Annotated in this window: 11 protein-coding genes; 7 read left to right on the forward strand and 4 right to left on the reverse strand. The window is 68.9% G+C overall.

Annotated elements, in window-relative coordinates; genetic code table 11:
- The first annotated feature begins 9 nt into the window (after positions 1 to 9).
- Positions 10 to 1,002 carry a hypothetical protein gene (locus tag G3I17_RS35840; protein WP_164603151.1) on the forward strand — a complete coding sequence of 331 codons (993 nt, stop codon included), beginning with the start codon at positions 10 to 12 and terminating at the stop codon, positions 1,000 to 1,002.
- On the forward strand, positions 999 to 1,943 hold the full coding sequence (locus G3I17_RS35845) for an FAD-dependent oxidoreductase (RefSeq protein ID WP_164603153.1): 945 nt from the start codon (positions 999 to 1,001) through the stop codon (positions 1,941 to 1,943). The genes G3I17_RS35840 and G3I17_RS35845 overlap by 4 nt, the downstream gene beginning before the upstream one ends.
- On the opposite strand, the gene G3I17_RS35850 is transcribed toward G3I17_RS35845, so the two are convergent.
- Positions 1,927 to 3,420: a glycerophosphodiester phosphodiesterase family protein gene (locus tag G3I17_RS35850; protein WP_164603154.1), complete on the reverse strand. Its 1,494-nt coding sequence runs from the start codon at positions 3,418 to 3,420 to the stop codon at positions 1,927 to 1,929. The two genes, G3I17_RS35845 and G3I17_RS35850, sit on opposite strands and share 17 nt — an antisense overlap.
- Positions 3,421 to 3,660: 240 nt before the next feature.
- On the opposite strand from G3I17_RS35850, the gene malQ reads away from it, so the two are divergent.
- From malQ to G3I17_RS35875, 5 genes are all read left to right on the forward strand, one after another.
- Positions 3,661 to 5,778 (forward strand): 4-alpha-glucanotransferase, encoded by a 2,118-nt coding sequence (malQ, locus tag G3I17_RS35855; RefSeq protein WP_164603156.1) that lies wholly within the window; start codon positions 3,661 to 3,663, stop codon positions 5,776 to 5,778.
- Between the two features lie 147 nt (positions 5,779 to 5,925).
- On the forward strand, positions 5,926 to 6,522 hold the full coding sequence (locus G3I17_RS35860; RefSeq protein WP_164603158.1) for a lytic polysaccharide monooxygenase: 597 nt from the start codon (positions 5,926 to 5,928) through the stop codon (positions 6,520 to 6,522).
- Between the two features lie 200 nt (positions 6,523 to 6,722).
- On the forward strand, positions 6,723 to 7,223 hold the full coding sequence (locus tag G3I17_RS35865) for a hypothetical protein (RefSeq protein WP_164603160.1): 501 nt from the start codon (positions 6,723 to 6,725) through the stop codon (positions 7,221 to 7,223).
- A gap of 82 nt (positions 7,224 to 7,305) precedes the next feature.
- Entirely contained in the window at positions 7,306 to 7,581 is a 276-nt protein-coding gene (locus G3I17_RS35870) for a hypothetical protein (protein ID WP_164603162.1), read from the forward strand.
- A complete protein-coding gene (locus tag G3I17_RS35875; protein WP_343238539.1) occupies positions 7,568 to 7,966 on the forward strand; it encodes a DUF5130 family protein in 399 nt (132 codons plus the stop codon). The genes G3I17_RS35870 and G3I17_RS35875 overlap by 14 nt, the downstream gene beginning before the upstream one ends.
- 36 nt (positions 7,967 to 8,002) lie before the next feature.
- Here the strand turns inward: G3I17_RS35875 and G3I17_RS35880 are convergent, their stop codons facing one another.
- The 3 genes from G3I17_RS35880 to pepN form a co-directional block, all read right to left on the reverse strand.
- Positions 8,003 to 8,836, reverse strand: coding sequence for a hypothetical protein (locus G3I17_RS35880; protein WP_164603166.1), 834 nt, complete (start codon positions 8,834 to 8,836; stop codon positions 8,003 to 8,005).
- A gap of 306 nt (positions 8,837 to 9,142) precedes the next feature.
- Positions 9,143 to 9,670, reverse strand: coding sequence for a hypothetical protein (locus G3I17_RS35885; RefSeq protein ID WP_164603168.1), 528 nt, complete (start codon positions 9,668 to 9,670; stop codon positions 9,143 to 9,145).
- On the reverse strand, positions 9,670 to 12,255 hold the full coding sequence (gene pepN / locus G3I17_RS35890) for an aminopeptidase N (protein WP_164603170.1): 2,586 nt from the start codon (positions 12,253 to 12,255) through the stop codon (positions 9,670 to 9,672). Before pepN ends, G3I17_RS35885 begins: the two co-directional genes overlap by 1 nt.
- Positions 12,256 to 12,447 lie beyond the last annotated feature (192 nt).

Here is a 12,447-nt window from a genome sequence, read left to right on the forward strand (position 1 = left end):
CGAACGGATATGCCGAGCCGGCTGGATGACGAGCTGACCAGGCTGGTGTCCGCGGGCGTACTGCGCCCCCACCAAGCCCAATCCCTCCGCACAGCCGCAGAAGCGGACTCCGGCACCCGCACTCCGCCTCCGGCACGCACTGGTGGTGAACAGCCCAAAACTGTCCGTACTCCGCCCACCGCCGCGCATTCGTCGGCGCTGACCGAGGTTCTCGGGTACATCGGCGGCGCTCTCCTGCTCGGTGCTGTGGCCCTTCTCACGCTTGCCAACTGGGGTGAGATGGGCCGGGCGGCCCGGATCAGCACCGGGACCAGCGCGGCCGTGATCTTGCTGGGAACGGCGATGCTGCTGGCGTTGCTCAGGCGACGGGAGCAGTTGAGCTCGGCGTTGGCCTCGTTGGGGTGTTGTGTGGCTGGGTTCGCGACCTACGTGGCGATCGAGGGCGAGACCGGGCGAGTCGTCGGGGTCGCCGTGGCGCTTGCGCTCGCGGTCCTCGGAGTGTGGTGGCTGGCCGGGTCTTCGTTGCTGGTGGCAACGTTCGCGATCCTCGCCGTCGGCGTGCTGGTGATCACCGCCGACGTGCTCACGCCGGACACCTCGACGACGACCAACTCGGCTGGCATCGCTGGTACCGGGTTCATCCTGGTGGCGTTCGTGATGGCGATGCTCGGCCTCGTACGCGACCAGGTGACCGCGTGGTCGCTCGCCGGCGCCGCGATGTTCAGCTCGTCCATCTGCTGGCTCGTCCAGGAGCGCGGCGAGGTGATGGCGCTCGCTGTCGGTACTGCGGGCCCGGCAGCGCTCCTAGTCGCGTACGGGCGCCGCCACGCGTCGGCGTACGCCGTAGTCGGCTGCTCCATTCTGCTGGTCATCTGGCCGATCTCCCTCTACCAGTTGACCGACAACGTCGCCGGAGTAGCCATCGGCCTTGTGGTAGCCAGTACTGCGCTCCTGGTAGCCGTGCTGCTCTTGACCCGCCGCCAGCGAAGACTGGTGGAATGAGAGTCGTAGTGCTCGGCGCAGGCATCTCCGGCCTGTCCACCGCCACCCTGCTCCGCCAACGCGGCGACGACGTGATCCTGGTCAGCGCCCACCCCACCGAGGCGACCACCTCCCACCTGGCAGCAGCGGTCTGGTTCCCCACCGCAGCGGCTCCGGCAGACAAGGTCGCCAGCTGGGGCAGCACCACGTACGACGTACTGGCGGCTGAAGCTGCCCGTGGCGTGCCGGGCGTGGTCATGCGCGAGTCCCTCGTCGTCTACCGCGAGGAGCCGGGTCCTCAGCCCTGGGCAGCCGCGGTGGGCGACATCCGCCCAGCCCGGTCGGACGAGCTCCCAGCCGGCTACACCCACGGCCTGCGGTTCGCCGTGCCGCTGGTCGAGATGCCCACCTACCTGCCTTGGCTCTACCGCCAGTACATCGACGGGGACGGTCAGCAGGAGGTACGGCGGATCGAGCACCTCGGAGAGCTGCTGGACCTCCAGCCCGACGTCATCGTCAACTGCGCGGGCCTGGCTGCAGGCAAGCTCGTCGGCGACAGCAGCACCTACCCCATTCGCGGCCAGATCGTCAGAGTCGCCAACCCGGGACTGGCTATGTCGATGCGGGACGAGTCCCATCCGGCCGGCCGTGCCTACGTCCATCCCCGTACCAACGACTGCATCCTCGGTGGCACGCTCGACGCGGGCGCCTGGGACACCACGGTCGACGACGAGATCACCCGGTCGATCATCAGCCGTTGCAGCGACTTGATCCCGGCCCTGGCCGATGCAGAGGTCATCGAGGCGCTGGTGGGGCTCAGGCCCGGTCGCCCAGAGGTGAGGCTCGAGCGGGACGAGCAGCTGCTTCCCGGAGTACCGGTGGTGCACAACTACGGGCATGGAGGCAGCGGGATCACCCTGGGCTGGGGCTGTGCCGCAGACGCCGTCAGGGCGTGCGGGTGACCTTCAAGCCGCGGAGTGCGAGGCTGCCGTCGGTGGATGCTCGGCCGAGGTGCAGGTAGCCGCCGCGGTAGGCCTTGTCGGTGACGGTCACCTTGGCCGGCTGGTCGAGCCGGCTCCAGGTGAGCGTGGTGGGCGTGACGTCGAGGCGGAAGCTCATCCACGCACCCGCGAACGCCGCAGTGCTCTGCTTGACCGCCAGCTTGACGCCCGCGGGCTGGCCGACGCGATGCGCGTAGAGCCCGAGTGCGCCGTTCGCCTGCATGATCGCGTGGTAACCGTTCGCGGTGCCGATCTGATGCTCGTAGTACGCGTCGTCGGTATGCCCGAAGGCCAGTGTCAGGTTCGCGAGCGGGTCGGCGGGCAGTACGGCGTACGAGGCCTGGAACTCCACCGAGTAGACCGGCGAGGTGATCGGGCCGAGGTTGCCGAGCGTGAGGAAGTGCTGGGTGCCCACCGCGCCGAGCCCGATGCGGCCCCCGCGTCCCCAGCCGAGGGCGAAGCGGTCGTCGTACGGGTCCCGCGTGAGCTCGCCCGGGACCAGCGCCCCGGAGGCCCACTGGTCGGTGATGGCCTGCTCGGTCTTGCTGCGCAGGTAGCCGAGGTTGGACGTCACCGCGCCGTGCATTCCGAGCGAGGCGTAGTGGGCGACCTCCGAGCGGCGGTGCAGCGGATAGGGCCAGATCGGGATGCCGGTCGCGACGGCCGCCTCGACGAGTGGCGTCGCGAGGTAACCGGTCGGGCCGGAGTTCGGGACGACGATCGCGTCGGTGCGCGGCGACAACTGGGCGGCGACCGTCTGGATCGCGTCCGGCGTCATCTCCTTCGGCGTGGTGAAGTAGGCGAACACGCCGAGCCCGAGCGACTTCACCTCAGCGATCAACTTGCTCTTGAAATAAGTCTTGATCATCACGGCGGACTCCAGCCGGTACTTCGAGACCATCGCCATCATCGGGCCGTAGGCGCGCTCGTCCTTCGCCTCGATCGCGAGCACCACCCGGCCGCCGAACTTGCGCAGCACGTCCTCGAACAACGGCACCTTGACCTTGGCCTGCAGCCAGTGCGGGCCGAGCCGCGGTACCTCGAGCCACCCCTGCTCGACCTGGGCGTAGGTCGTGGCCCGCAGACTGCCTTTGAGGTTGGTCGTCCGGTCCAGCGTCGTGTCGTGCAGGCAGACCAGCACGTTGTCGGCGGTGAGTCCGACGCTGATCTCCATCGCCTGGGCACCCCAGGCGACCGCGGCGTCGTAGGACTCCATGCTGTGCTCAGGGAACACGTCACCGGCGCCCCGGTGGCCGACCAGGTAGCTGTCGCCGCGGTCCGCGACCCAGTCGCTGAGGCTGTAGTCGCCGACCAGGCCGACGCTTCCAGGCGTCGTACTACTACGGCAGCCGGTGAGCAGTGATCCGCCCGCGGCAGCACCAAGCAACCCCAGCGTCGTTCGACGGCTGATCGGGGTATGCGGCAGCAACTCATCCATCGGTGCCCCCTCCGCGGCGCAGGTTCCCCCCTGCACCGTGCTGTTACCCCGCCCCGCCGCCCCGGTCAGGGTCTCTGACCGAAGAGTAAGGGCACCGACGGCAACAGCGGCAGTCCTCGATGCAGGGTCGTGACGCAACGGGAACAGGCAGTGTTGAACCGCCTCCGAGCGGTGACGTTCAAGGGGTGCACGGCGCGCGGCGTTGGGTACGACGGCCCTGGATGCGGCAGACTCGCACGCGTGACTGCTCCCACTCCAGCCCTTGTCGAGCTAGCCGTCGCGCACGGAGTGGCGACCGAGTACTGGAACTGGCAGGGCGAACACGTACTGGTCTCGTCCGAGGTCGTCTCCACAGTGCTGGCCGCACTCGGTGTCGACGCGTCCACGCCCGAGCGCGCCGCCGATGCGCTGGCAGAGCACCAGCAAGCCCGCTGGCGCCGTACGCTGCCCGCCACTCTCGTCATGCGAGAGGGCTGGACGCCCTGGTTCGCAGTCCACGTGCCGCATGGCTCCACGGCCGAGGTCTGGCTGGATCTGGAGGACGGCGGCCAGCGCCGCGACATCCCTCAGCAGGAGCACTGGGTCGAGCCCGAGTGGGTCGACGGCGTCCAGATCGGCGAAGCGACGTACCAGTTGCCGGGGGACCTGCCACTCGGCTACCACCGGCTCTGCGCGCGGATCGGCACCAACCCGGAGATCTCTGTCGGCTCCCTGATCGTCACCCCGCAACGGCTCGAGCCGCAGACGCTGCAGCGGACCTGGGGCTGGGTGCTTCAGCTGTACTCCGTGCGCTCCCGCAGGTCGTGGGGGATCGGCGACCTGCACGACCTCGCCGACCTGGCTGCCTGGTCTGCCAATGACCTCGGCGCGGGCTTCGTACTGATCAACCCGCTGCACGCCGCCGAGACGGCCGGCCGGATGGAGCCCTCGCCGTACCTGCCGGCCTCGCGCCGGTTCGGGAACCCGCTCTACCTGCGGATCGAGGACATCGACGAGTACGGCGACCTGGCGCCGGCCGAGCGCGACCGGGTCCGCACACTCGCGCTGCAGGCAAGGGCACTGAGCGAGGACGCGGACGCGCTGGACCGCGACACCGTCTGGGCAGCCAAGCGTGAGGCCCTGCAACTGCTCTTCGGGGTCCGCCCGTCGATCGGCCGGATCGCGGAGTACGGCGCATACTGCGACCGCGAGGGTCAGGGCCTGATCGACTTCGCCACCTGGGCCGCGATCGCCGACGTCCACGGGCCCGAGTGGAGCAAGTGGCCCGAGGAACTGCAGGACCCGACCGCGCCCCAAGTTGTTGCCTTCCGCAACGAAAACCCGGATGCGGTGGAGTTCCACTGCTGGCTGCAGTGGCAGCTCGACGAGCAGCTCGCCCGGACCCAGGCGCGCGCCAAGTCGGCCGGCATGTCGCTCGGCATCCTGCACGACCTCGCCGTCGGCGTACACCCTGATGGTGCCGATGCGTGGGCGCTGAAGCGCGTGCTCGCGGCGGGGATCCACGTGGGTGCGCCGCCGGACGCGTTCAACCAGCAGGGACAGGACTGGTCGCAGCCGCCGTGGCGTCCGGACGCGCTCGCCGACACCGGGTACGCGCCGTGGCGAGACCTGGTCCGCGCGGTGATCCGGCACGGTGGCGGACTGCGGATCGACCACATCCTCGGGCTCTTCCGGCTCTGGTGGGTCACCTCGCCCGAGCGGCCGACCGAGGGCACGTACGTGCGCTACGACCACGAGGCGCTGATCGGCATCCTCGTGCTCGAGGCATCCCGGGCCGGCGTGGTCGTCGTGGGGGAGGACCTCGGCACGGTCGAGCCCTGGGTGCGCGACTACCTCACCGAACGCGGAGTCCTCGGTACTTCGGTGCTGTGGTTCGAGCGCGATGCGAACGGCAACCCGCTCCCGCCTGAGCGTTGGCGCGAACTCTGCCTGGCCACGGTGACGACCCACGACCTGCCACCGACGGCCGGCTACCTCGCGGGCGATCACGTCGAACTGCGCGACCGCCTCGGCCTGCTGACCCGACCGGTCGCCGAGGAGCTCGCCATCGACGAGGCCGACCGCGACGCCTGGCTCAACGCGCTGCGCGAGCGGCATTTGCTGGGCAACGCGGATGGCGACGTCGAGCGCATCGTCGAGGCACTGCACCGGTACGTCGCGCACACGCCGGCCAAGCTGGTCGGCGTCGCCCTGACGGACGCGGTCGGCGAACGGCGGACCCAGAATCAGCCAGGCACCACGGACGAGTACCCGAACTGGCGGATCCCGCTCGGCGGCCCCGACGGGCTGCCCGTGCTGATCGAGGACCTGCCGAACAACCAGCGCCTACGCCGGCTGATCGGCGTCCTGCACAGCTAGTGGACCCGAGCAATATCTAGCAGTAAGTGAACATCTGCTCACGAGCTGTTGACAATAGATTTGAACGGTTGTTATCTATTGTCAACGAAGGCGCCTTCCTTCATTCCCCGACCGCCCCCACAACCGGGAATCAGAAGGAGTGTCCGCATGCTGCGAACACACAAACTCAGTCTGGCCGGAGTCGCTGCCGGAGCCTTGGCTCTGGCGGTCTCCACAACCACCCCGCTGGCCTACGGTCACGGGTACACCACCGCGCCGATCAGTCGCGCCAAGCACTGTGCGAACACCACGGTGCAGAACTGTGGCCAGATTCAATGGGAGCCGCAGAGCACTGAGGGGCCGAAGGGATTCCCCGGCGCAGGTCCCGCCGACGGAAAGCTCTGCTCGGCCGGTCTGCAGCAGTTCAACGAGCTGAACGACCAGCGCGGTGGCGCCTGGCCGACCACCCAGCTCACGTCCGGCGCGAACTACTCGTTCAAGTGGCACCTGACCGCGCAACACGCCACCACGGACTTCAAGTACTACATCACCAAGCAGGGCTGGAACCAGAACGCCGCACTGACCCGGTCGGCGCTCGAGCTGGCGCCGTTCCTGACCGTGTCGATGGGTGGCGCCCGCCCGGCCGCCGACATCACTCACCAGGGCCGGCTGCCGAGCCGGACCGGCCGGCACATGATCCTCGCCGTCTGGACGATCGCCGACACCGCGAACGCGTTCTACCAGTGCTCCGACGTCCGGTTCTGACCGGACCCTGAAAGAAAATCCGACGTCCGGTTCCGACCGGCGGCGCCCCCCGGCGTGGAGCCGAGCCGACTGCCCTCGGTTCGGCTCCACGTAGCCGGCCGGCCTGGCGTCTGGTCGGTGAGTGTTCACGTTTCGTGAATAACTTTCCTGGGAATGGCACTCCTTGAAACCTTCCGCCCCGAGTTTCAAGGAGAGTCCCCATGAAATCCTTTCTCCGTCGCGTGACCGTGCCCTTGGTCGCCCTGATCGTCGGCGTACTGCCCGGCCTTCTGGTGATCGAGCAGGCGTCGGCCGTCACCAAGATGACCCACTCGCAGGCTGCCTCGATCTTCAGTGCCGCGGGGATCACCTGGTCCTCCAGTGGTGGTTGCTCCGACTGGAACAACTCCACCTGCACCTCGTTCACCAACATCAACGACAGCACCGTGTACGGCGCTCGCACGCTGAAGCAGGCGAGCGGCTGCGCGGTGAACATCACCGGCGGCACCGAGACGGGTCACGCCAGCGGCACCTACAGCCACCGCAACGGCTACAAGGTCGACATCTCCAAGGGCACCTGCGTCGGCAACTACATCAAGAACACCTTCACCCGGATCGCCAACCGGGGTGACGGCTACCCGCAGTGGAAGGCAGCCTCGGGCAACATCTACTGCGACGAGGGCAACCACTGGGACATCACGTACTACACCTGTGGCTGCTGACTTCTAGTACCCAGCTGTCCGCACCCGTCCCGGTCGAGGCCCCGGGACGGGTGCGGCCGTTCGTGGGACTAGTCTTCTGTTCGTGATCACTCTGCTCTCCGGCCACACCTTGCTGGTGTTCGTCGGTATTCCGGCGCTGGTCGTGGCGGTGCTGGCCTTGCTCGTCTTCGCCTCCTCGATCGCGCAAGGTCCCCGCTATCGCCCGGGACTGTCCTGGTGGGCTCCGCCGGTCTGGATCGGTGGCCCGACCGCCACCAAGCCGGACCCGGCCAACCTGCCCGAGCTCCCGGCCGGCACCACTCCCGCGACCGCCACCGGCGTCGCCCGTACGACCGGAGGCGCAAGTGCCAGCTGGTGACGCATTCACCCCGGATCAGCTCTATGACCTCGAGCGCGCCGTCAGGCACGCCGAGAGCGCGTCGAGCCTGCACTTCTCCGTGTACGTCGGCGGCGCCGACTCCGAGACGCGCCCGTTCGCCCTTGAGCTGCTGAACGAGCTGGACGACCCGGACAACAGCGTCCTGGTCTACGTCGACCCCGCCGGGCGCCGGGTGGAGATCGTCACCGGATCGAACGCCCGGCGGCAGCTCTCGGACCACGCGGCCGGCCTGGCCGCGCTGACGATGCAGACGTCCTTCGCCGCCGGCGATCTGACGGGTGGCCTCGTCACCGGCGTCCAGCAGCTCGGTGATCACGCGCACCAGGCGACGATGCTGCACGCCAACGAGCCGCACAAGCAGTAGACGACTGCCCCCGGCCGCTCGAGCAGCGGCCGGGACTCAGCCTGCCTTGGCGGCCGGTTCGTACGTGGGGCAGGCCAGGTTGGAGTGGGCTGCCTGCGTCTTCGGCGCCTGGCAGAGCTTCAGTGCTGCCTCGGCGGTGGAGAGCGGCGCGAGATACACGACCCAGGCGTCGCTCTGCGGCTGGAGGGTGCTGTTCGCGATCCCCGGATACTGGCCGTCGAGCATCATCGCCCGGGCCGGGATGCCGGCCGCGATCAGTTTGCCGGCCAGCCCCTTGGCGAGCTGATCGGCATTCATCCCGGCATCGGTCGAGTACGTGTCGACCACCGAGATCCACTGGCCGCGCCGGAAGACGGGTGAGGCCGGGCCGGTGTTCGGCGTTGCCGACGTCCGGCCGGCGGTGGTCTGGGGCGCGACGGGCGGCTTGCGATCGGCCTTGACCGTGTTGACCGCGGCGGGCGCGGGATTGGCGCCGGCATCGGTCGTGGGCGGGGCCGTGGTCTGCGGGGCCAGGACAGGCGGCGGGTTGCCGCCGGCCTGCGGCGCCGGCGAGCTGCCGTTCGTGAGGATGTACGCAAAGGTCGCCACGATCGCGGCGCCGGCGACGATCACGGCGACGACCGCAGTGCGGGATCTGACCGCCTTCTGCCGGGGGGCGGCGCGCTTGCCTGCAGCCAGCCGTTCGGCGCTGTCCAGCTCGCGCTCGAACTGGGAGGCGGCGATGTCTTTGGTCGGAACAGCGCGCCCGGCCCGGGCTGTCACCCGGCTGTCGCCGCCATGGTTCAGCGCCCGCGCGTTGGCGCGGTTCGCCGGCCGGCCGGCCGAGCGTTTTGCCCGGGTCGGTCCTTTCCGGTCATCCACGTGTGTCACGACAAAGGTCCTCCCCGGTTCCTCTGGCCGAATATTCGTGTCAGCTTAATCCGGCCGAGGCGAAAAGTGAGCCCAGTTCAGGTGGTGAGAATCTCTTTGTGGACAAGGTGAACGCGGGCTGCGACCGGGCCGCTGCGATCCGGTGACATTCAAACGCTTCATTGTCACGGTCAGCGCACGTGCCGCCACTGTCCGGGGGTGCAGCTGATGGTGCCAATTACCCGGGATTGATTATCCCGGCGGCACTCCTTTACCCATCAGAATGGGGTAAACAAGAAATACCGAGTGGTATTTACCCGGGTCGATTCAGGTGCCGGACGGGATGGCGCCTGGTTTCGGGGCCGGGCGGGTGTCCAGGCAGTCGTCGAGCCAGCTCTCCACGTCGACCTCGGCGTTCAGGATGTGACTCACGTACGACGCCCGCTCGTGGCTGAGGACTTCCAGCTCCCAGACGCACGGCGCGACTCCGGTCGGAGCCGGGCGCAGGTCGTCCACGTCCATCCCGCTGAAGATGCTCAGCCGCGACTGGAAGTCCTTCGCCCAGCTCTGCACGACGAGGTAGATGGCGTCGTCAGCCAGATGCAGGATCACCACACCGAGCCCGACGGCGCCCATCGCGTCGTCGAACTCCAGCTGCCGGGCCGCTGCGGTCCGCGCCAGGGCCACCATCTGGTCGTCCCAGGAGCGACCGCGCGCAGTGATCACGTACGGCTTTACCAGCCGTCCGGTGAACCGCCAGGGCATCAACGGCGTGATCGGCCGCGGCCGGTAGGCCTCGGCCAGGCCCGTGAGGGCCACGGCCGAGGCGCCGGCTAACGAGGGATCAGAACCCATCAGCCGACCGCGTCGCGCCGCTGGGCCTCCAGCGCACGGACCAGGTCGGCACGGGCCTCTCCGACGTACCGGAGGGTCGGTGCGTCGACTGCCTCGGCCTCGGCATCGAGCCAGCTGCTCAGCGCGTCCAGGGTGGACTGCTCGGGCAGGCCGCGTGGGGACAGGTAGACCAGCACGTTCTCGCCCATGGACGAGCCGAGCCGGGTGTAGACGTCCTTGGCGGCGGTCAGGTACTTGCCGACGTACGGCCGGAGCAGATCCTCCTGGCCCGGCTGCTGGAAGCCCAGGATGGTCCGGAACTGCGTCTCGTTCGGGGTGTCCCCGGACTCGACGGCGATCTGCCACGCGGCGGCCTTGGCCTCGGCGGTCGGCCGGGCGGCGCGGGCCTGCGCGGCCCGCTCCTGGCCGGTCATGGTGGTGTCGTGGGTCAGCTCGTCGTCGATGGCGTCGGCGTCGATCCGGCCGAGCCGGGCGAGCGCGACGATCAGCGTCCAGCGCAGGTCGGTGTCGACCACGAGCCCGGCCGGCAGGTCATTGCCGTCCAGCCAGCCGGCCAACCGGTCGGCGCCGGCGGCCGAGAAGACGCCACCGATGTAGGCCCGGGCGAAGGCAAGCTGGTGATCGCTGCCCGCCTCGGCATCGGTCAGCAGCTCAGCCAGTGCCACCTCGTACTGCGCGCGCAGCTCAGCCCTGTTCTCCGGCGCCGCGTAGCTGTTGATCGCCGACGTGGCCTGCCCGAGCAGCGACCGTACGCCGGTCAGGTCCGTCTCGGCGCGAATCCCCTTGAGCACGATCCCGGCGTACTGGCTGGCCGGCATCTCGGCGTCGCGGGTCATGTCCCAGGTGGCACCCCAGGCCAGCGCGCGGGCCAGCGAGTCCTTGAGCTGGTCGATCGACTCGACCAGCGTCAGCCGGGACCGCTCGTCCAGCCGGATCTTGGCGTAGGTCAGGTCGTCGTCGTTGAGCAGCACCAGATCGGGCTGGGTCGCGCCGATCAGCTCGGCGAGCTCGGTCCGTGGGCCGTCGATGTCGACCTCGAACCGCTCGGTACGGACCAGGCCCTCGTCGGTCAGCCGGTACAGCCCGACCGCGAGCCGGTGCGGCCGCAGCGTCGGGTGGTCGGCCACCGCGGTCTGCTCGATCGCGAAGGTCTGGAACACGCCGTCGGCGTCGACGGTGAAGTCGGCACGCAGGGTGTTCACGCCCGCGGTCCGCAGCCAGCGCTCGGTCCAGTCGTCCAGGTCGCGCCCGGACGCCTTCTCCAGCGGCTTGAGCAGGTCGGCCAGCTCGGTGTTGCCGAACGCGTGGTCGGCGAAGTACTCCTTCAGCGCGGTGATGAAGGTGTCCTCACCGACGAAGGCGACCAGCTGGCGCAGCGTCGAGGCGCCCTTGGCGTAGGTGATGCCGTCGAAGTTCACCTCGACCGCGTGGAAGTCGACCATGTCGGCCGCGATCGGGTGCGTCGAGGGCAGCTGGTCCTGCCGGTAGGCCCAGTTCTTCCGGGCGTTGCAGAAGGTCGTCCAGGCGCCGGCGTACTTCGTCGTCGCGGTCGCCTGGGCCCAGTGGCTGGCCCACTCGGCGAACGACTCGTTCAGCCACAGGTCGTCCCACCACGTCATCGTGACCAGGTCGCCGAACCACATGTGCGCGAGCTCGTGCAGCACGGTGTTCGCGCGGCTCTCCAGCTCGGCGTGGGTGGTCCGGCTGCGGTAGATGTACTCGTCGCGGATCGTCACGCAGCCCGCGTTCTCCATCGCGCCCATGTTGTACTCCGGCACGAACGCCTGGTCGTACTTGTGGAACGGGTACGGCGTACCGAAGGCGCGCTCGAACAGCTCGAAGCCCTGCTTGGTCACCTCGAACAGGTCCTCGACGTCGAGCGCGTCGGCCAGCGACGGGCGGCACAGCAGCGACATCGGGTAGGTGCCGTTCGGGCCCTCGTAGGCGTCGGTGACGACGTGGTACGGACCGGCCACGACGGCGGTGATGTAGGTCGAGATCGGCTCGGTCGGCGCGAAGCTCCAGGTCGCCAGGTCCTCACCGTCGGCACCCTTACCGTGTCCTTTGTAGGGCGCCGGCTCGGGCGTCGGCGCGTTGGAGATGACGACCCAGCGGGCCGGCGCGCAGACGGTGAAGGTGAACGGCGCCTTCAGGTCGGGCTGCTCGAAGGTGGCGAACACCCGGCGCGCGTCCGGTACCTCGAACTGGGTGTAGAGGTAGGTCTCCTTGTCGGCCGGGTCGACCGAGCGGTGCAACCCTTCACCGGTGCGGGAGTAGATGCAGTCCGCGACCACGACGAGCTCGTTGCGCTCGGCCAGGCCATCCAGTTGCAGCCGCGCGCCGTCGTACACGCTGTCCGGTTCGAGGGGGCGGCCGTTCAGCGTCACCTCGCGCACGGTCGCCGCGATCAGGTCGGCGAAGGTGCTCGCGCCGGCCTCGGCGGTGAAGGTGAGGGTGGTCGTCGACGCGAAGGTCGCGGCGCCGCTCGCGGCAGTGGTCAGGTCGAGCTCGATCGCGTAGCTCACGTCACTGACCAGGCCGGCGCGGGTGCGCGCTTCGTCGCGCGTCAGGTTGGTTCCAGGCATGTCGGCATCCTATGCACCTGGATGCTTCGATGGCCGAGGGATTCCCCCCGACTTGCACAACCTCCGCGAAAGCGTTGTCAGAGCTTGATCCCGTGTTCTCCGAGGGTGACGGGTCGGTGCCCGATGGTGACCGTCCGCCAGGCGAGACGCCACGCGCTCCGAAGTACGGATTTGTCTCATCCCCCACCCCAC

The sequence above is a fragment of the Streptomyces sp. SID13031 genome (assembly GCF_010548305.1).
GTDB lineage: Bacteria > Actinomycetota > Actinomycetes > Propionibacteriales > Kribbellaceae > Kribbella.